Below are 18,650 nucleotides of genomic sequence, written 5' to 3'. Positions count from 1 at the left end.
GCGGCCCGAGCCTTCGGCAGCTCCTACACGGGTAATGTCTGCTAGTTAAAAAGGCTTGTCGAAGGTGATTTTCGGCTCTTTCCATGGGCCTTTGACGGTGTACTTGACGCTGGCGAAGCGCGCGACGCGGTCGCCGATCAGCTTGTCGATGAGGAACAGCGCGCCGCCGACCGCCGGTGCGCCGACGAGCAGCGCGGCGATCGGCAGGTTGTTGGTCACCGGCAGTGTCACCAGCAATTTCGCATCGACCTTGTCACCGACCAGATCCAGCGTGCCGTCCAATTCCAGATTGCTCGAAGGCCCGGTCAGGCGAATCGGCTCACGTGTCACGTAGACACCATTGTTCGCCACCAGCAAACCTTTGACCCGGTCGTAGCTCAGGCCTTTGCCGAACAGGTCGGAGAAGTCCAGACGCAGGCGCCGGCCGATCGAGTTGAAGTTGAGCAGGCCGAACACCCGCAGCGCCTGAGCACCGCCTTCCACTTCAACGAACTGGCCTTTGTTCAGCGAGGCATCGAGGGTGCCGGAGAAGCGCTTGGTCGCCAGCCACGCCGGCGAGCCCGGCCAACGGCCGTCGACATCCATATGGAATTCTTCGCTGGTCACGCTCGGCGCGAAGCCCCAGCCTTTGAGCACGTCGGCCAGATTCTTGCCGCCAATGCGGCCCTTGTACCAACTGCTGGTCGCCCCCGGCGCGCCTTCCCAGCCGCCGTTGCCTTGCAGCAGGATACCCTTGAGGCCCATGTCGAGGTTGTTCAACGCGATGCCCTTGGCGGTCGGCCGCACTTTCAGCGACCAGCCACCGACCAGATCGGGGCCGAGGAACAACTGATTGAGGGTGATATCCAGCGCCGGGATTTTCGTCGGGTCGACCGACGCCAATGGATCAGGCGCGTTCTCGTCAGCCTGCACCGCCGGGTCCGGCGCCGGCAGTTTCACGTATTGCAGATTCACCGCAATCGGTACGCCCTTGGCATCCGGCAGGCTGGCGCTGCCCTTGGCCTGTTGGCTATCCAGCGCCAGGTTCCACGCGCCTGGCTTGCGATTGATCTGCACCGAAGCCTGATCCAGCGTGGTGCCGAACGCGGTCAATTTGCCGACCTTGATGTCAGCACTGCTGAGCAGTTGTTTGGCGCTGCCGCCCGGATCCCCGCCAGCGTACTTGCTGGCCAGATCCTGCCACGGCGCGACGTCCAGTTCCGACAGCACCCCGCGTATGCGCAGGCCCTTGGCGCCCGGCAACACCGCTTCGCCAGCACCGAGAAACAGTTCGCCACGGCCGTCGGCGAAATTGCTCGGCGGCGCGGCAAAAGTGAAATTGGCCAGTTGATCGTAGTTGAACCAGTACCGCCGCTCCTGCCCTTGCAAGGTCATGCGGAATACCGTGTCGCGTCCGACATCGGCGGTCATGCCGAACGGCGCCGGCAGATCCACCGCCACGCCTTTGAGGCTGGAGCTGACCAACAACTGGCTGTCGGCCCCGGAAAGATTCAGCTGCAACTGATACGGAATCGTCCCGGACACCGGCAACGGCTGGGTCACGCCCAGCCAATCGGTGAGCTTTTTCACTTCAACCTGCCCCGACGCCGCAACCCGGGTCTTGATCTGGTTGGGGCTGCCATCAGCGAAGATCTGCGCAGTGACCGGTTTGTCGAAGGCCCGTGCAGAGATGTTCTGGCCGCTGAGGCCTTTATTGCTGTCGAAGCGGAAATCGCCCTTGAGCTGGCTCAGTTCGAGCTTCGGTTCGGCCAGTTTCAGCCGCGCGTTGGCCGTTTTGAAATCGACGAGGATTTTCGGCTGCTCGCCCTTGGCCAGCGGAATATCCAGCTTGAGCTTGCCATTCAGATCACCCGCGCCCTCCCAACCGGCAAAGGTCTCACCAGTGCCGATCGGCGCATCCTGAAGAATCTTCAAGCCGTCGCCCAGGCCACCGGCAAATGCGCCATCCAGGAACAAATGCGAGTTCTGCCCGGCCGGTACATGAGGAATATTGACGAAGACATCGCTGACTTGGGTGTCGAGCAACTGGCCTTTGCTGGCCCAGATGCGCACGCCGCTGTCTTCGATGAACACATCGCCGCTGACTTTGCTCACATGCGGCCAGCCCGGCTGAAAGGCCAGCTCGGCGTCGTGCACTTTGAAGAACAGGCTGATGCTGCGATCAGCCTCGCCAGCGTTCTTGCTCAGCGAGCCCTGATACTGGAAGAAGCCCTGGTCCACTGCGCCTTTGAGGATCGCTGTGCGCAGCCACTCATCAAGCGCCGGGCTCAACACCGCCGGCAGGTATTTCGCGGTGTAGCGACCGTCGCCATCAACCAGGCCGACGCGCAGGTCCATGTAGTCTTCCTGGCTATGGTCAAAGTGCAGGCGAATGAGGAAATCGCCGGCAATCTTGCCCTCCTCGCCCAATACCTTGAGGTATGGCGCAATCAGGGTGAAGCCATCCTTGTCGAGCTTCCAGGTCAGCCGCGCATTGGCCTGCAGGTATTGCCATGGCTTGGCGAAAATCGGATCGAGGTGCAGGACGAAATCCTTGCTGTCGAGGCGCAACTCGCCGCCGTCGAGGTTGCCGCTCAGGCTGCCACTGACATTGCGCGCCGCCGGAGCGCCGTGGTAGGCATCGAAACCGACATTGTCGAGGTTGGCGGCAAAGCCGAATTTGCTGCCATCGGTGGCGGTCGGGCGGAAGTCCAGCAGCACATTACGCAGGCCGCCGGTTACCTTCAAACGCTCGACCACTGTGGCGAAGCTTTGTGGCAACGGCCCCAGCGCATTGAGCAGCGGCGTGATCGGGGTCAGATCGAGGCGATCGGCCTGCAGATGCCAGAGCTCTTCAGCCTTGGCGCTGGCGCGAGTCTGCTGCACCTGCACATGGGATTCCCAGCGGGTTTCGCCGAAGCTCATCGCCAGTGAATCGAGGGTGACTTTCACCCCTTCGGCTGTGTTGCGGTAATAGGCGTTGAGCGCCAGATTGTTGATCTGGATCGGCTTGCGCTCGGCGTAGGCACCGGTCACTTGCGGCGCATTCAAGCGCAACGCGGCGCTTTGCAACGCGCCTTCGGCCCAATCGACCCAGAGTTCACCGCCGGCCTTGATCTCGGAAAAATTCCATTGCTGGGTCAGGCGTTCGGGAAGCCATTTCGCCCAGTCGCTCTGCGGCAGGCTGGCATAACCCTCGATGGCGCTGTTCTGCCATTGATCGGGACGCAGCTGGCTGTGCAGGCTCAGCGCGACAGGCTGGCCATCGGGCAAGGTCAGACGCGCGTCGAGACGCTGGCGGCTGGCGCCGGTACGCAGATTGAGGCCGACATAGGTGAGCGTCATGGGCGGGTGATCGAGCGGTTGCAGGGTCACCTGGCTGTCGAGCACCGACAATTGTCTGATCATCTGCGAGCGCTGGAACAGTTGCGCCGCATCGAACGGCTGATCCTTCTGCACCGGCAGCCCTTCCAGCGCCCAGGTACCGTCTTCGGCTTCCTTGAGGCTGATCTTCAAACCGTTGAGTTCGATATGCGCGAGACGGACTTCGCGGGCGAGCAAGCTGCCCCACATATCCGGCACTACCCGTACGCGGTCGAGGCGCAGCGCGTTGGCGCCGTCGCCGACCATCACGTCATGGGCCAGCAGGATCGGCGCGAAACCGCTCCAGTTGCCTTCCAGCTCACCGATCTGCAAGGGCATGCCGAGGGCGGCGCTGGCCTTGTCTTCGATGTCGGCGCGGTATTCGGCCACCAGTGGCGTCAGCTCGCGGCCGAGGCTGACGTACAACGCCATCAACACCAGAACCAACGCGCACAGGCCCAGCCCCCAGCGGGTGAGTGCGGCCAGAATGCGTGTCAGACGCTCCATGTCAGTTGGCTCCCATGGCAAAAAAACTGCGAAAAGCTGAGGCCAGCCGCGTTGAATGAAGGGTGATGCAGGGTTTCAGAGCAGCACCACGTCATATTGTTCCTGGGAATACATGGTTTCCACCTGGAAGCGTATGGTGCGACCGATGAAGCCTTCAAGCTCGGCGACGTTACCGGACTCTTCATCAAGCAGACGATCGACCACTTTCTGGTTGGCCAGCACCCGATAACCCTCGGCCTGATAGGCCCGCGCCTCGCGCAGAATCTCGCGGAAGATCTCGTAACAGATGGTTTCGGCGGTCTTCAGCTTGCCGCGTCCCTGACAACTGCTGCACGGTTCGCACAGCACCTGCTCAAGGCTTTCGCGGGTGCGCTTGCGGGTCATCTGCACCAGGCCCAACTCGGTGATGCCGATGATGTTGGTCTTGGCGTGGTCGCGCTCCAGCTGTTTCTCCAGAGTGCGCAGGACCTGACGCTGGTGCTCTTCATCTTCCATGTCGATGAAGTCGATGATGATGATCCCGCCGAGGTTGCGCAGGCGCATCTGCCGGGCAATCGCCGTGGCCGCTTCGAGATTGGTCTTGAAAATGGTTTCTTCGAGGTTGCGATGACCGACGAACGCCCCGGTGTTGACGTCGATGGTGGTCATGGCTTCCGCCGGATCGATCACCAGATAGCCGCCAGACTTCAACGGCACCTTGCGCTCCAGCGCGCGCTGGATTTCGTCTTCGACACCGTACAGATCGAAGATCGGTCGTTCACCCGGATAGTGTTCCAGACGATCAGCGATTTCCGGCATCAGTTCGGCGACAAACTGCGTGGTTTTCTGGAAGGTTTCCCGGGAATCGATGCGGATCTTCTCGATTTTCGGATTGACCAGGTCACGCAGGGTGCGCAGGGCCAGGCCGAGGTCTTCGTAAATCACGCTCGGCGCGGCGATGGTCTTGATCTGCTCGTTGATCTGGTCCCAGAGGCGCCGCAGGTAGCGGATGTCCATGAGGATTTCATCAGCGCCCGCGCCTTCAGCAGCCGTGCGCAGAATGAAACCGCCGGCCTCCTTGATGCCTTCTTTGGCCACGCAATCACTGACCACCTGCTTGAGGCGCTCGCGCTCGGCTTCGTCTTCGATCTTCAGGGAAATGCCGACATGAGCGGTACGCGGCATGTACACCAGATAACGCGAAGGAATCGACAGTTGTGTGGTCAGGCGTGCGCCTTTGGAGCCGATCGGGTCTTTGGTGACTTGCACCACCAGGCTCTGGCCTTCGTGCACCAGCGAACTGATGCTTTCCACCGCCGGGCCTTCGCGCAGGGAGATTTCGGCGGCGTGAATGAAAGCCGCACGATCGAGGCCGATGTCAACAAATGCCGCCTGCATGCCCGGCAGTACACGGACGATCTTGCCTTTATAGATGTTGCCGACGATCCCGCGTTTCTGCGTGCGCTCGACGTGGACTTCTTGCAGCACACCGTTTTCGACCACCGCCACGCGCGACTCCATCGGCGTGATGTTGATCAGAATCTCTTCACTCATGGCAGGATCTCGTTCAGGCATGTTCACGATAGTGGCCGCATCTGGATTCGTACGACGCTCAGGGCGTGTTCAGGTTTTGCCAACAGGGTATGCCGAAATGGCCCAACACCTCGCAGGTTTCGCACAACGGCAAGCCGACCACCGCCGAATAGCTGCCTTCGAGCCCGGCGACAAACACCGCACCCAAGCCCTGAATGCCATAGCCGCCGGCCTTGTCGCGCGGTTCGCCACTGGCCCAGTAGGCGCCGGCCTCATCGCGGCTGATGCTGCGGAAACGCACCCGACTGCGCACCACCCGCGACTCGCAGCGCTCGCCTTCAAGCACGGCGATGGCGGTCAGCACTTCGTGTTCGTTGCCGGACAACATCATCAGCATGGCGCATGCGTCGGCTTCGTCCACCGGTTTGCCAAGTATTTTGCCGTCGAGCACCACTGCGGTGTCGGCGCCAAGCACGCAGAACGGCTGATCAGAGACGACCGAACGGCGACCGGCCTCGGCCTTGCCACGCGCAAGGCGTTCGACATAGGCCGAAGGGGATTCTTCAGGAAGCGGGGTTTCGTCAATGTCCGCGCTGATGGCGGAGAAGTGCACGCCGATCTGCGTGAGCAATTCACGGCGACGCGGTGAGCCGGAGGCGAGGTAAAGCAGTTTCATCAAAACATCTCCCTGTTCAGTGCCCTGCTTCACCGGCTCAATAGATTCTGTAGCGTCGGCACATCCCGCGAAGGGCGAAGCTGACCCACGGCCAGAGCAAGGCACTGACCAGCGCCGGCAAGACCAGCGCCAGGGTTGGCTGACGGTTGCCGGTCAGAGCGCTGAGCCACAGTTGCGCCAATTGTGCGAGGCCGAAGATCACCAGGATCACCAGGCACTGCTGCCACATCGGGAACATGCGCAGACGCTGCTGCAACGACAACACGAGGAAAGTAATCAGGGTCAGGATCAGCGCGTTCTGCCCGAGCAGGTCGCCCTGCAGGACATCTTCGGCCAGTCCAAGACAGAAGGCGGTGACCATGCCGACCGTGTGCGGCATATACAGCGCCCAGAAGGTCACGAGCAAGGCCAGCCACAGCGGGCGAAGGATTTCCATGAAGATCGGCAACGGTGAAACGCTGAGCAGGATGCCGACGAAGAACGTCAGCCAGATCATCCAGCTGTTTCCGGATTTTTTCGCGCCGACCATTATTCTCGTCCCCCGGTAGTCGCTGGCGGTTTTGCCGGTGGTTTGGCAGCGGCCGGAGCGGCAGCGGGCGGTTTGCTCGCGGCAGGCTTGGCAGGCGTGGTGGCAGGCGCCGCTGCTTCAGCGGCCGGCGCTGCGGTAGCGGTCGACGGCGTGGCAGGCATGATCAACGGTTTCGGCACGCTGGCCGGCAACATCGGGCCGCCGCCGTGGGCATCGAGCTGTTCCTGCGCCTGGGCCGCGTCATTGGCGCGTTCTTCGGCAGTGCGGCTGTCGCTGAACACCAGCAGCAGGTAGCGGCTGCGGTTCAGGGCGGCAGTCGGCACGGCGCGGACAATGGCAAACGGTTGGCCGGAATCGTGGATGACTTCCTTGACCGTGGCCACCGGATAACCAGCGGGGAATCGCTGGCCGAGGCCGGAGCTGACCAGCAGATCGCCTTCCTTGATGTCCGCCGTGTCGGCGACATGACGCAATTCCAGGCGCTCAGGGTTGCCGGTGCCACTGGCAATCGCGCGCAGACCGTTACGATTCACCTGCACCGGAATGCTATGAGTGGTGTCGGTCAGCAGCAGAACGCGCGAGGTGTACGGCATCAATTCGACCACCTGGCCCATCAGCCCGCGTGCATCGAGCACCGGTTGGCCGAGCACCACGCCGTCGCGCTCACCTTTGTTGATGATGATGCGATGGGTGAAGGGGTTGGGATCCATGCCGATCAGCTCGGCCACTTCGACCTTTTCATTGACCAGCGCGGAGGAGTTGAGCAACTCGCGCAGCCGAACGTTCTGCTCGGTCAGGGCCGCGAGCTTTTGCATGCGCCCCTGCAACAGCAGGTTTTCGGTCTTGAGTTTTTCGTTTTCGGCGACGAGCTCGGTGCGGCTGCCGAACTGACTGGCGACCCCTTCCCACAAGCGGCCGGGCAGATCAGTGATCCAGTAGGCATCCATGAGCACCAGCGACGCTTGCTTGCGCGCGGGCTTGAGCAGGTCGAAACGTGCATCGACCACCATCAGTGCGACCGCGAGCACGGCCAGCACCAACAGGCGCACGCCCAACGAAGGGCCTTTGGTGAAAAGCGGTTTAATAAGCCGCTCCTCCCAGGCAAATGTTCTGTTTATTCATACGGCATCAAACCGGCCTGGATGAAGACTGACAGAAGATAAACGCCAACAGGCAGCACTGCAAAGTGCTGCCTGTGCGCTCACCCACGTATTGCATTCGAAGCTTATTCGCTCGAAAGCAGATCCATGGTGTGCTTATCCATCATTTCCAGCGCACGGCCACCGCCGCGAGCAACGCAAGTCAGCGGATCTTCGGCAACGATCACCGGCAGACCGGTTTCCTGGGCCAGCAACTTGTCGAGGTCACGCAGCAGCGCGCCACCACCGGTCAGCACCAGGCCACGCTCGGCGATGTCGGAAGCCAGTTCCGGCGGCGATTGCTCCAGCGCGCTTTTCACCGCCTGAACGATGGTGGCCAGCGACTCTTGCAGAGCCTCGAGCACTTCGTTCGAGTTCAGGGTGAATGCGCGTGGAACGCCTTCGGCCAGGTTGCGACCGCGAACATCGACTTCGCGCACTTCGCCGCCCGGGTAGGCCGTACCGATTTCCTGCTTGATGCGCTCGGCGGTGGATTCACCGATCAGGCTGCCGTAGTTGCGGCGCACGTAGGTGATGATCGCTTCGTCGAAACGGTCGCCGCCGACACGTACGGATTCGGCGTAAACCACACCGTTCAGGGAGATCAGGGCGATCTCGGTGGTACCACCACCGATATCCACGACCATCGAACCGCGCGCTTCTTCAACCGGCAGACCGGCACCGATCGCAGCAGCCATCGGCTCTTCGATCAGGAACACTTCACGGGCACCGGCGCCAAGGGCCGATTCACGGATGGCGCGACGCTCAACCTGGGTGGACTTGCATGGAACGCAGATCAGCACACGAGGGCTGGGCTGCAGGAAACTGTTTTCGTGAACCTTGTTGATAAAGTACTGCAGCATCTTTTCGCAGACGCTGAAGTCGGCGATCACGCCGTCCTTCATCGGACGAATGGCAGCAATGTTGCCCGGCGTACGGCCGAGCATGCGCTTGGCCTCGGTGCCGACAGCAACGACACTTTTCTGGTTACCGTGTGTCCGAATGGCCACAACCGATGGCTCATTCAGGACGATACCGCGCTCGCGCACGTAAATAAGGGTGTTGGCAGTGCCCAGGTCAATGGAAAGATCGCTGGAAAACATGCCACGCAGTTTCTTGAACATGGGAAAGGGACCCTAGGCAACGCGTGGGTAAAAAAGTGCGGCAAACTCTAACAACGACAGGGATTTTGGGCAAGGCGCCAATATGTTAAATTGGCCGCTTTTCTGTGCACCAAGCCCCACAATCGCGGCCTTATGACCGTAGAAGTGCGGTAGTGTTCCGACAATCTAACACACGGACGCCGTCCGTTCTGTTTTCCACTGGAGAATCCCGATGGCGCTAGAACGCTCCGACGTGGAAAAAATCGCGCATCTGGCCTGCCTTGGCCTCAACGATGCCGATCTTCCGCACATTACTTCCGCCCTCAACAGCATTCTCGGGCTGGTCGACGAAATGCAGGCCGTTGATACCGACGGTATCGAGCCGCTGGCCCACCCCCTGGAAGCCAGTCAGCGCCTGCGCGCCGACGTGGTGACCGAGACGAATAATCGCGAGGCCTACCAGTCCATCGCACCAGCGGTCGAAAACGGCCTGTATCTGGTTCCGAAAGTCATCGACTAAAGGGAAAGAGCCTGCAATGCATCAAATGACTCTGGCCGAGATCGCCCGCGGTCTCGCCGATAAAAAGTTTTCCTCCGAAGAGCTGACCAAAGTCCTGCTGGCGCGTATTACCCAGCTCGATCCGCAGCTCAACAGTTTCATCAGCCTCACCGAGGATCTGGCCATCGAGCAGGCGAAAGCCGCCGATGCACGCCGGGCCAATGGTGAGAGCGGCGCCCTGCTCGGCGCGCCGATCGCCCACAAGGATCTGTTCTGCACCCTGGGTATCCGCACCAGCTGCGGCTCGAAGATGCTCGACAACTTCAAAGCCCCGTATGACGCCACTGTCGTCGCGAAACTGGCCGCTGCCGGCGCCGTGACCCTGGGCAAGACCAACATGGACGAATTCGCCATGGGTTCGGCCAACGAGTCGAGCTGGTACGGCGCAGTGAAAAACCCGTGGAACCTGGAACACGTGCCGGGCGGTTCGTCCGGTGGTTCCGCCGCCGCCGTGGCCGCTCGCCTGCTGCCTGCCGCCACCGCAACCGACACCGGCGGCTCGATCCGTCAGCCGGCGGCGTTCACCAACCTCACCGGCCTGAAGCCGACCTACGGTCGCGTTTCGCGCTGGGGCATGATTGCCTACGCTTCCAGCCTCGATCAGGGCGGCCCGTTGGCGCGCACGGCCGAAGACTGCGCGATCCTGCTGCAAGGCATGGCCGGCTTCGACCCGAACGACTCCACCAGCATAGATGAGCCGGTGCCGGATTACTCCGCCGGCCTGGGCGATTCGCTGCAAGGCCTGCGCATCGGCGTGCCGAAGGAATACTTCAGCGCCGGTCTCGACCCGCGCATTGCCGAGCTGATCCAGAACAGCATCCAGCAGTTGCAGAAGCTCGGTGCGGTGATCAAGGAAATTAGCCTGCCGAACATGCAGCACGCCATTCCTGCGTACTACGTGATCGCCCCGGCAGAGGCCTCCTCGAACCTGTCGCGTTTCGACGGCGTGCGTTTCGGCCACCGCTGCGAAAACCCGGAAAACCTCATCGACCTGTACAAGCGCTCCCGTGGCGAAGGCTTCGGCGCGGAAGTACAGCGCCGGATCATGGTCGGTGCCTACGCGCTGTCCGCCGGTTACTACGACGCCTACTACCTGAAAGCGCAGAAGATCCGCCGTCTGGTGAAGAACGATTTCATGGCTGCGTTCAATGAAGTCGACATCATCCTCGGCCCGACCACGCCGAACCCGGCCTGGAAGCTTGGCGCCAAGAACAGCGACCCGGTCGCTGCCTATCTGGAAGACGTCTACACCATCACCGCCAACCTCGCCGGCCTGCCGGGCCTGTCGATGCCGGCCGGTTTTGTCGACGGTCTGCCGGTGGGCGTGCAGTTGCTCGCGCCGTACTTCCAGGAAGGCCGCCTGTTGAACGTTGCGCACCAGTATCAGCTCAACACTGACTGGCACACCCGCACCCCAACCGGCTTCTGAGGAGACACACATGCAATGGGAAGTCGTGATCGGGCTGGAGATTCACACTCAGCTCACCACCCGGTCGAAAATCTTTTCCGGTAGTTCCACCACATTCGGTTCCGAGCCGAACACCCAGGCCAGCCTGATCGACCTGGGCATGCCCGGCGTGCTGCCGGTGCTCAACCAGGAAGCGGTGCGCATGGCGGTGATGTTCGGTCTGGCAATTGACGCCGAGATCGGCCAGCACAACGTGTTCGCCCGGAAAAACTATTTCTACCCGGATCTGCCGAAGGGCTACCAGATCAGCCAGATGGAATTGCCGATCGTTGGCAAAGGCCACCTGGACATCGCCCTGGAAGACGGCACGGTCAAACGCGTCGGCATCACCCGTGCGCACCTGGAAGAAGACGCCGGCAAGAGCCTGCACGAAGAATTCAACGGTGCCACCGGCATCGACCTGAACCGTGCCGGCACGCCGCTGCTGGAAATCGTTTCCGAACCGGACATGCGCAGCGCCAAGGAAGCCGTGGCTTACGTCAAGGCGATCCACGCGCTGGTGCGTTACCTGGGCATCTGCGACGGCAACATGGCCGAAGGCTCGCTGCGTTGCGACTGCAACGTCTCGGTACGGCCGAAAGGCCAGGTCGAGTTCGGCACTCGCTGCGAGATCAAGAACGTCAACTCGTTCCGTTTCATCGAGAAGGCGATCAACTCCGAGATCCAGCGCCAGATCGAGCTGATCGAAGACGGCGGCAAAGTGATCCAGCAGACCCGCCTGTACGATCCGAACAAGGACGAGACCCGTCCGATGCGTTCGAAAGAGGAAGCCAACGACTACCGTTACTTCCCCGATCCGGACCTGCTGCCGGTGGTCATCGAAGAGTCGTTCCTCGGTGAAGTGCGTGCGACCCTGCCGGAACTGCCACCGCAAAAGCGCGAACGCTTCCAGAGCCAGTTCGGTCTGTCGGCCTACGACGCCAACGTGCTGGCCACCAGCCGTGAACAGGCGGATTACTTCGAGAAAGTCGCAGCCATCGGTGGCGACGCGAAACTGGCGGCGAACTGGGTGATGGTCGAGTTGGGCAGCCTGCTCAACAAGCAGGGCCTGGACATCGAAGACTCGCCAGTCTCCGCCGAGCAACTGGGCGGCATGCTGCAGCGCATCAAGGACAACACCATCTCCGGCAAGATCGCCAAGGTAGTGTTCGAAGCGATGGCCAATGGTGAAGGCAGTGCTGACGAGATCATCGAGAAGCGCGGCCTCAAGCAAGTCACCGACACCGGCGCGATCTCGGCCGTGCTCGACGAAATGCTCGCGGCCAACGCCGAACAGGTCGAACAGTACCGCGCGGCAGACGAAGCCAAACGCGGCAAGATGTTCGGCTTCTTCGTCGGCCAGGCCATGAAAGCCTCGAAAGGCAAGGCCAACCCGCAGCAGGTGAACGAACTGCTGAAAAGCAAGCTCGAAGGCTGACCACCAATGGAGCCAGATCCAAAGCCTGGCTCCATCCCCTGTGGAAGGGACCTGTGGCGAGGGGATTTATCCCCGTTGGGCCGCGAAGCGGCCCCAATTGCTGAGCTTGATTTGCACCAGATAAACCGAGTTCTCAGTTTTGGGACTGCTGCGCAGTCCAACGGGGATAAATCCCCTCGCCACAGGTCACTCCTACATTTGATCCGGGATACCTTTGAATGAAGCGTCTGTTGCTGAGCAGCGCCCTGCTCTCTCTGCTGGCCGGTTGCGCCAGTACCGACACCATCGACCCGCACGGTTATGACCAGACCGGCGTCGCCTCCTATTACGGAGCCAAACATCACGGTAAACGCACCGCCAGCGGCGAAGCGTTCAACCAGCATTCCCTGACCGCCGCCCACCGCCAGTTGCCGTTCGGCACGCGGGTGAAGGTCACCAATCTGAGAAACGATGAATCAGTCGTGGTCCGCATCAATGACCGTGGCCCGCACACCCGTGGCCGACTGATCGATCTGTCACGCGAGGCCGCCGATGAAATCGGCATGCTGCGCAGCGGCACCGCACGGGTTCGCGTGCAGGCCCTGGACTGATGGAGCGCCGACCATTTTCGGACTAGCCGATCTGCCGCTGATCAACGTCATCGAACTGCTCAGCGGCCTGTGTCTTTTGCTCATCGGCGCCGAGCTGATGGTGCGCGCCGCCGTGCGTCTGGCCGAGCGCCTGCATGTGCGTCCGTTGATCATCGGCCTGACCATCGTCGCCCTCGGCAGCAGCGCGCCGCAGATGACCGTGAGCCTGCAAGCGGCGTTGACCGACAACCCGGACATCGCCGTCGGCAGCGTGGTCGGCAGCGGCATATTCAATATCCTCGTAACCCTTGGCCTGTCGGCACTGATCATCCCGCTGCGCGTGTCGCGGCAACTGGTGCGTCTGGATATCCCGTTGATGATCGGCGCCAGCCTGCTGGTATTCATCCTCGCCTGGAATAAAGACCTCGGGCGTTTCGACGGCGTCCTGCTGCTCGGCGCTCTGGCGCTGTACCTCGGCTTGCTGTTGCGTCAGTCGCGACATTCGACGCGCCCTCATACAGAGCGACCAACCGAGACGCAGCAATCCTGGTTGATCAGTGTGCTGATGATTCTCGCTGGCCTGGCCATGCTGGTGTTCGCCGGGCGTTTGCTGCTCGGCGCCGCCGTGGTCGTGGCCACCGACCTGGGCCTGTCGGAACGGGTCATCGGCCTGACCGTGGTTGCGGTCGGAACTTCGTTGCCGGAACTGGCGACGTCGCTGATCGCTGCGTTGCGCGGGCAGCGTGACATTGCCGTGGGCAACGTGATCGGCGCCAATCTGTTCAACCTGCTCGGGGTACTCGGGCTGACCGCGCTGCTCGCACCGACGCCGCTTTCCGTCTCCCCCAACGCGCTGGATTTTGACTTGCCAGTGATGCTCGGCGTCGCTGCGCTGTGTCTGCCAGTGTTTTACTCGGGCTACCGCGTGACTCGAGCCGAAGGCTTGCTGCTGCTCGGTTTGTATCTGGTCTACGGGCTGCATGTGGTGTCGTTCACCACCGGCATGCCGCTGGCCGGCAAACTCGAGCGCTTGATGCTGTTTTATGTCCTGCCGGCGCTGCTGACGTTTCTGTTGTTCACATCGATCCGCGCCTGGCGTCGCCAACACCACAAGAGAGATGTGCCATGAGCGAGTCGAAGCAGTCCGGGGTTGAAATCCGTCGTCAGGTCATGGGCGATGCGTTCGTTGATCGCGCGCTGGGCAATGCCACCGAATTCACCCAGCCTTTGCAGGATTTCGTCAATGAACATGCGTGGGGCGGCGTGTGGAATCGTGAGGGGCTGCCGCTGAAAACCCGCAGCCTGATTACCCTCGCCGCGCTGACCGCGTTGAAGTGTCCGCAAGAGTTGAAGGGCCACGTGCGCGGTGCGCTGAACAACGGCTGCACGGTGGAAGAGATTCGCGAAGCGCTGCTGCATTGCGCGGTGTATGCCGGCGTACCGGCGGCGATCGATGCGTTTCGCGCGGCGCAGGAAGTGATCGACAGCTATCAGAAACCGCAGTGACCGCCTTCGCGAGCAGGCTCGCTCCCACAGTTGGAATGCGCTTCCCTGTGGGAGCGAGCCTGCTCGCGAAGAGGCCCTGACAGACACTGCAAATCCTTGGTCAGATCCACCCACCCCACTGCAACACAAAGATCCCGACATTGGTGGTAATCGCCGCCATCAACGTGGTCATCACGATGATCGCCGCTGCCAGCTCATGATTGCCCTGCGCCGCCCGGGCCATGACGAAACTCGCCGCCGCCGTCGGGCTACCGAAGTAGAGAAACAGAATCCCCAATTCAGCCCCGCGAAAGCCCCACAGCCATGCCCCCAGTGTCGCCAGCACCGGCAGACCGATCATCTTCACCAGACTGGAACTGAGTGCCATCTTGCCGCTCTTGCGCAGCGCCGCCAGAGACAGCGTGCCACCGATACAGATCAGCGCCAGTGGCAACGTAGTCTGCGCCAGATACTGGCCGGAGGTCTCCAGCCAGCCCGGCAGTCCGATCTTGAAATAGGCAAACGGCGCTGCCGAAATCACGCTGATGATCAGCGGGTTGCTGAACACGCTTTTGCAGATGCTCCACGGATCGGACTTGATCACCGGGCTGTACACCGCCAGCACAATGGTCGACAGGGTGTTGTAGAACAGGATCACCAGCGCCGCCAGAATCGCCCCGAGGGAAATGCCGTAATCGCCGTACATGCTCGCGGCGAGTGCAAGACCGATCACGCCGTTGTTGCCGCGAAACGCACCCTGGGTGTAGATGCCGCGATCTTCGCGCGGACACCTGAAAATCGCCCAGCCCCAAGCCACAGCGAAACTCACCAGGGTGGCGAGGGAAAAGTAGATGAGTAGCGAAGGTTGCAGTGCGGCGTGCAGGTCAGCGTGGAGAATGCCGAGAAACAGCAGCGCCGGCATGGTCACGTTGAACACCAGCGACGAGGTGGTGTGGATGAAGTTGTCGTTGATCCAGTCGATGCGCTTGAGCAGCACACCGAGAAACAGCATGGCAAACACCGGCGCGGTGATGTTCAGGGTTTCAAGAAAGATTGCCAGCATGCCGGGGAGCCTTGGGTGAGCTTAGTCAGGGGGGCAATGATAAAGCAAAAGCCCCTCACCCTAGCCCTCTCCCAAAGGGAGAGGGAACCGATCGGGGGATATTTAAACAATCCACCGACCTGAAATGACATCGTCGAATCCATAATCGACCCGATTTGTCAGGTCGATGTATAGCGCCAAACAACTCGGTCGGCCCCCTCTCCCCTCCGGGAGAGGGCTGGGGTGAGGGGCTTTTGATCTTCCATGAAACGATCAGGTAATCGGCGCCGGGTTGAACAAAGTGATGTCGTTGTGCAGCTTGTGCTTCTCCGCCCAGGTCTGTTGCTTGCCACTGGCAACGTCCAGGTAATAGTGAAACAACTCCCAGCCGAGTTCTTCGATGGTCGCGCGCCCGGTGGCAATGCGTCCGGCATCAATGTCGATCAGGTCCGGCCAGCGCTGCGCCAGTTCAGTACGCGTCGATACCTTGACCACCGGCGCCATGGCCAGCCCGTAAGGCGTGCCGCGACCGGTGGTGAACACGTGCAGGTTCATCCCTGCTGCCAGTTGCAACGTACCGCAGACAAAATCGCTGGCCGGCGTCGCGCAGAAAATCAGGCCCTTGTGCTTGAAACGCTCGCCCGGGCCGAGCACGCCATTGATCGCGCTGCTGCCGGACTTGACGATCGAGCCCAGCGACTTCTCGACAATGTTCGACAACCCGCCCTTCTTGTTGCCCGGCGTGGTGTTGGCGCTGCGATCGGCCTCGCCCTTGGCCAGGTAACGGTCGTACCAGTCCATCTCGCGTACCAGCTCTTCGGCGACGGTCTGCGTCTGCGCCCGTGAGGTCAGCAGGTAGATCGCATCGCGCACTTCGGTGACTTCGGAAAACATCACCGTCGCCCCCGCACGCAATAGCAAGTCCGAGGCATAACCCAGCGCCGGGTTGGCGGTGATGCCGGAAAACGCATCGCTGCCGCCGCACTGCATACCGAGAATCAGCTCGGAGGCCGGCACGGTTTCGCGGCGGCGCTGGTCGAGTTTCTTCAAGCGCACTTCAGCCAGTTCCATGATCTGCTCAATCATTTCGGTGAAGCCGTGACTCGAATCCTGCAAGCGGTACAACCACGGATCGCTGAGATCCACCGAGGCATCGTCCTCGTGCATCACCTGCCCGGCCTGCAATTTCTCGCAGCCCAGACCGATCACCAGCGCCTCGCCGCCCAGGTTCGGGTTGCGCGCCAGATTGCGCACGGTACGAATCGGGATGTAGGCGTCGGTCGCGGTAATCGCCACACCGCAGCCATAACTGTGGGTCAGTGCCACCACGTCATCGACGTGCGGGTACTTCGGCAGCAGCTCTTCCTTGATGCGCTTGACCGCATGATCGAGCACGCCGGTGACGCACTGCACGGTGGTGGTGATGCCGAGAATGTTGCGCGTGCCGACGGTGCCGTCGGCGTTGCGATAACCCTCGAACGTGAAGCCTTCCAGCGGTGCCTGCGCGTCCGGCACATCGGTGGACAGCGGCAAGCTGTCCAGCGGCGGCGCGGTCGGCATGCGCAGTTGATCTTCCTTGACCCAACTGCCGCGACGGATCGGCTGCAAGGCATAGCCGATAATCTGCCCGTAACGAATCACCGGCCCGCCCTCAGGAATATCCTCCAGAGTGACCTTGTGGCTCTGCGGTACGAAATCCAGCGTGACCAGGCCATCGGCAAACTCGGTACCGGCCGGTACGCCCTGATCGTTGACCACCACTACAACGTTGTCCCGCTCGTGCAGGCGGATGTAGCGCGGCGAGTCGGAATGTTCAATCAACTGCATGACGCCGCTCCTCAGGAATGCGCTTGAGACAAATTGCCGGTGGCTTCATTGCCGCCCTTGGCTGGCGGCTCTTTCAAGACCACACGCTTGATCGGGCCGACGATTACCAGATAGCTGAACACCGCGACCAGTGCGTTGGCACCGACAAACACCAGCGCCCACTTGAACGAGCCGGTGGAGCTGATGATGTAGCCGATGACGATCGGCGTGGTGATCGAAGCGATGTTGCCGAAGGTGTTGAACAGGCCCCCGCTCAGACCGGCGATCTGTTTCGGCGAAGTGTCGGAAACCACCGCCCAGCCCAGTGCGCCAACGCCTTTGCCGAAGAATGCCAGAGCCATGAAGCCCACCACCATCCATTCCACGTCAACATAGTTGCACGCGACGATGCTGCTCGACACCAGCAGGCCGGCGATGATCGGCGCCTTGCGGGCGAAGGTCAGCGAATGGCCCTTGCGCAGCAGGTAGTCGGAAATCACCCCGCCGAGCACGCCGCCGATAAAGCCGCAAATGGCCGGCAACGAAGCGATGAAACCGGCCTTGAGAATGGTCATGCCACGCTCTTGCACCAGATACACCGGGAACCAGGTCAGGAAGAAATAGGTGATGCCGTTGATGCAGTACTGGCCCAGATACACTCCCAGCATCATGCGGTTGGTCAGCAGCTGACGGATGTAATCCCACTTCGGACCGTCGGACTTCTTGCCCTTCTGATCCATGTCGACCATGCCGCCGTTGTCAGCGATGTGCTTGAACTCGGCCTCGTTGACGCGTGGGTGTTCGCGCGGGCTGTAGATGACTTTCAGCCACACCAGCGAGAACACGATACCGAGGATACCCATGACGATGAACACGTGCTCCCAGCCGAAGCTGTAGACGATCCAGCCCATCAACGGCGCGAACAGCACGGTGGCAAAGTATTGCGCCGAGTTGAAGATCGCCGAAGCGGTGCCGCGTTCAGCGGTCGGGAACCACGCCGCCACGATGCGCGCGTTGCCAGGGAACGATGGCGCTTCGGCCAGGCCCACGAGGAAACGCAGCATGAACAGCGCAACCACTGCCGTGGACATGCCGAATTCACCGACGAAGCCTTGCAGCACGGTGAACAGCGACCAGGTGAAAATGCTCAGGGCATAGACTTTTTTCGAGCCGAAGCGATCGAGCAGCCAGCCACCGGGAATTTGCCCGGCCACGTAAGCCCAACCGAATGCGGAGAAGATGTAGCCGAGGGTGACGGCGTCAATGCCAAGGTCCTTTTGCAGGCTGGAGCCGGCAATGGCGATCGTGGCACGGTCGGCGTAGTTGATCGTGGTCACCAGAAACAGCATGAGCAGGATCAAATAGCGGACGTGAGTCGGCTTGGAGGATTGCATGCAGATGTACTCCCACTGATTATTTTTATGCGGGGTGAAGCTTCTTTGGTCTTGCATTTATTGCCTGTAGGAGCTGCCGAAGGCTGCGATCTTTTGATCTTG

The 18,650-nt window shown here is 61.3% G+C and carries 15 protein-coding genes; 6 read left to right on the top strand and 9 right to left on the bottom strand.

The window, feature by feature from the left end; genetic code table 11:
• Positions 1 to 45: 45 nt before the first annotated feature.
• From AB4N41_RS13005 to mreB, 6 genes are all read right to left on the bottom strand, one after another.
• Entirely contained in the window at positions 46 to 3,849 is a 3,804-nt protein-coding gene (locus AB4N41_RS13005; protein ID WP_252877450.1) for a YhdP family protein, read from the bottom strand.
• A 75-nt stretch (positions 3,850 to 3,924) separates the two neighbouring features.
• Positions 3,925 to 5,382, bottom strand: coding sequence for a ribonuclease G (gene rng / locus AB4N41_RS13000; protein WP_016771696.1), 1,458 nt, complete (start codon positions 5,380 to 5,382; stop codon positions 3,925 to 3,927).
• Positions 5,383 to 5,440: 58 nt separating this feature from the next.
• A complete protein-coding gene (locus AB4N41_RS12995; RefSeq protein WP_252877449.1) occupies positions 5,441 to 6,037 on the bottom strand; it encodes a Maf family protein in 597 nt (198 codons plus the stop codon).
• A gap of 37 nt (positions 6,038 to 6,074) precedes the next feature.
• Positions 6,075 to 6,566: a rod shape-determining protein MreD gene (gene mreD / locus AB4N41_RS12990; RefSeq protein WP_056782930.1), complete on the bottom strand. Its 492-nt coding sequence runs from the start codon at positions 6,564 to 6,566 to the stop codon at positions 6,075 to 6,077.
• Positions 6,566 to 7,621, bottom strand: coding sequence for a rod shape-determining protein MreC (mreC, locus tag AB4N41_RS12985; protein ID WP_460138410.1), 1,056 nt, complete (start codon positions 7,619 to 7,621; stop codon positions 6,566 to 6,568). Before mreC ends, mreD begins: the two co-directional genes overlap by 1 nt.
• Before the next feature lie 170 nt (positions 7,622 to 7,791).
• Positions 7,792 to 8,829 carry a rod shape-determining protein MreB gene (mreB, locus tag AB4N41_RS12980; protein WP_002555108.1) on the bottom strand — a complete coding sequence of 346 codons (1,038 nt, stop codon included), beginning with the start codon at positions 8,827 to 8,829 and terminating at the stop codon, positions 7,792 to 7,794.
• A 211-nt stretch (positions 8,830 to 9,040) separates the two neighbouring features.
• Here mreB and gatC point away from each other — a divergent pair, with 211 nt between their 5' ends.
• From gatC to AB4N41_RS12950, 6 genes are all read left to right on the top strand, one after another.
• The gene (gene gatC, locus AB4N41_RS12975) at positions 9,041 to 9,328 is read left to right on the top strand and encodes an Asp-tRNA(Asn)/Glu-tRNA(Gln) amidotransferase subunit GatC (protein WP_024011606.1); all 288 of its coding nucleotides are present in this window, start codon (positions 9,041 to 9,043) and stop codon (positions 9,326 to 9,328) included.
• A 16-nt stretch (positions 9,329 to 9,344) separates the two neighbouring features.
• Entirely contained in the window at positions 9,345 to 10,796 is a 1,452-nt protein-coding gene (gatA, locus tag AB4N41_RS12970; RefSeq protein ID WP_076565843.1) for an Asp-tRNA(Asn)/Glu-tRNA(Gln) amidotransferase subunit GatA, read from the top strand.
• A 10-nt stretch (positions 10,797 to 10,806) separates the two neighbouring features.
• The gene (gene gatB, locus AB4N41_RS12965) at positions 10,807 to 12,252 is read left to right on the top strand and encodes an Asp-tRNA(Asn)/Glu-tRNA(Gln) amidotransferase subunit GatB (protein ID WP_016771702.1); all 1,446 of its coding nucleotides are present in this window, start codon (positions 10,807 to 10,809) and stop codon (positions 12,250 to 12,252) included.
• Positions 12,253 to 12,470: 218 nt separating this feature from the next.
• On the top strand, positions 12,471 to 12,842 hold the full coding sequence (locus AB4N41_RS12960) for a septal ring lytic transglycosylase RlpA family protein (protein ID WP_252877447.1): 372 nt from the start codon (positions 12,471 to 12,473) through the stop codon (positions 12,840 to 12,842).
• A 97-nt stretch (positions 12,843 to 12,939) separates the two neighbouring features.
• Positions 12,940 to 13,950: a calcium/sodium antiporter gene (locus AB4N41_RS12955; protein ID WP_052392150.1), complete on the top strand. Its 1,011-nt coding sequence runs from the start codon at positions 12,940 to 12,942 to the stop codon at positions 13,948 to 13,950.
• On the top strand, positions 13,947 to 14,327 hold the full coding sequence (locus tag AB4N41_RS12950; protein WP_024011602.1) for a carboxymuconolactone decarboxylase family protein: 381 nt from the start codon (positions 13,947 to 13,949) through the stop codon (positions 14,325 to 14,327). Before AB4N41_RS12955 ends, AB4N41_RS12950 begins: the two co-directional genes overlap by 4 nt.
• Before the next feature lie 100 nt (positions 14,328 to 14,427).
• On the opposite strand, the gene AB4N41_RS12945 is transcribed toward AB4N41_RS12950, so the two are convergent.
• From AB4N41_RS12945 to AB4N41_RS12935, 3 genes are all read right to left on the bottom strand, one after another.
• On the bottom strand, positions 14,428 to 15,369 hold the full coding sequence (locus tag AB4N41_RS12945) for an AEC family transporter (RefSeq protein ID WP_252877446.1): 942 nt from the start codon (positions 15,367 to 15,369) through the stop codon (positions 14,428 to 14,430).
• A 252-nt stretch (positions 15,370 to 15,621) separates the two neighbouring features.
• On the bottom strand, positions 15,622 to 17,175 hold the full coding sequence (garD, locus tag AB4N41_RS12940; protein WP_016771706.1) for a galactarate dehydratase: 1,554 nt from the start codon (positions 17,173 to 17,175) through the stop codon (positions 15,622 to 15,624).
• A gap of 11 nt (positions 17,176 to 17,186) precedes the next feature.
• Positions 17,187 to 18,548: an MFS transporter gene (locus AB4N41_RS12935; RefSeq protein WP_041477964.1), complete on the bottom strand. Its 1,362-nt coding sequence runs from the start codon at positions 18,546 to 18,548 to the stop codon at positions 17,187 to 17,189.
• Between the last annotated feature and the right edge of the window lie 102 nt (positions 18,549 to 18,650).

It is taken from the genome of Pseudomonas sp. S2_A10 (genome assembly GCF_054668465.1).
The sequence above is the reverse complement of the archived record's forward strand: the minus strand, read 5'-3'. Positions and strand labels throughout refer to the sequence as shown.

Bases quoted from the DNA above. Each gene is read 5' to 3' on its own strand.
- gatC (WP_024011606.1), top strand. From the start codon at position 9,041: ATGGCGCTAGAACGCTCCGACGTGGAAAAAATCGCGCATCTGGCCTGC.
- AB4N41_RS12935 (WP_041477964.1), bottom strand. From the start codon at position 18,548: ATGCAATCCTCCAAGCCGACTCACGTCCGCTATTTGATCCTGCTCATG.
- mreD (WP_056782930.1), bottom strand. From the start codon at position 6,566: ATGGTCGGCGCGAAAAAATCCGGAAACAGCTGGATGATCTGGCTGACG.
- AB4N41_RS12995 (WP_252877449.1), bottom strand. From the start codon at position 6,037: ATGAAACTGCTTTACCTCGCCTCCGGCTCACCGCGTCGCCGTGAATTG.
- AB4N41_RS13005 (WP_252877450.1), bottom strand. From the start codon at position 3,849: ATGGAGCGTCTGACACGCATTCTGGCCGCACTCACCCGCTGGGGGCTG.
- gatB (WP_016771702.1), top strand. From the start codon at position 10,807: ATGCAATGGGAAGTCGTGATCGGGCTGGAGATTCACACTCAGCTCACC.
- AB4N41_RS12950 (WP_024011602.1), top strand. From the start codon at position 13,947: ATGAGCGAGTCGAAGCAGTCCGGGGTTGAAATCCGTCGTCAGGTCATG.
- mreB (WP_002555108.1), bottom strand. From the start codon at position 8,829: ATGTTCAAGAAACTGCGTGGCATGTTTTCCAGCGATCTTTCCATTGAC.
- AB4N41_RS12945 (WP_252877446.1), bottom strand. From the start codon at position 15,369: ATGCTGGCAATCTTTCTTGAAACCCTGAACATCACCGCGCCGGTGTTT.
- gatA (WP_076565843.1), top strand. From the start codon at position 9,345: ATGCATCAAATGACTCTGGCCGAGATCGCCCGCGGTCTCGCCGATAAA.
- garD (WP_016771706.1), bottom strand. From the start codon at position 17,175: ATGCAGTTGATTGAACATTCCGACTCGCCGCGCTACATCCGCCTGCAC.
- rng (WP_016771696.1), bottom strand. From the start codon at position 5,382: ATGAGTGAAGAGATTCTGATCAACATCACGCCGATGGAGTCGCGCGTG.
- AB4N41_RS12955 (WP_052392150.1), top strand. From the start codon at position 12,940: ATGGTGCGCGCCGCCGTGCGTCTGGCCGAGCGCCTGCATGTGCGTCCG.
- AB4N41_RS12960 (WP_252877447.1), top strand. From the start codon at position 12,471: ATGAAGCGTCTGTTGCTGAGCAGCGCCCTGCTCTCTCTGCTGGCCGGT.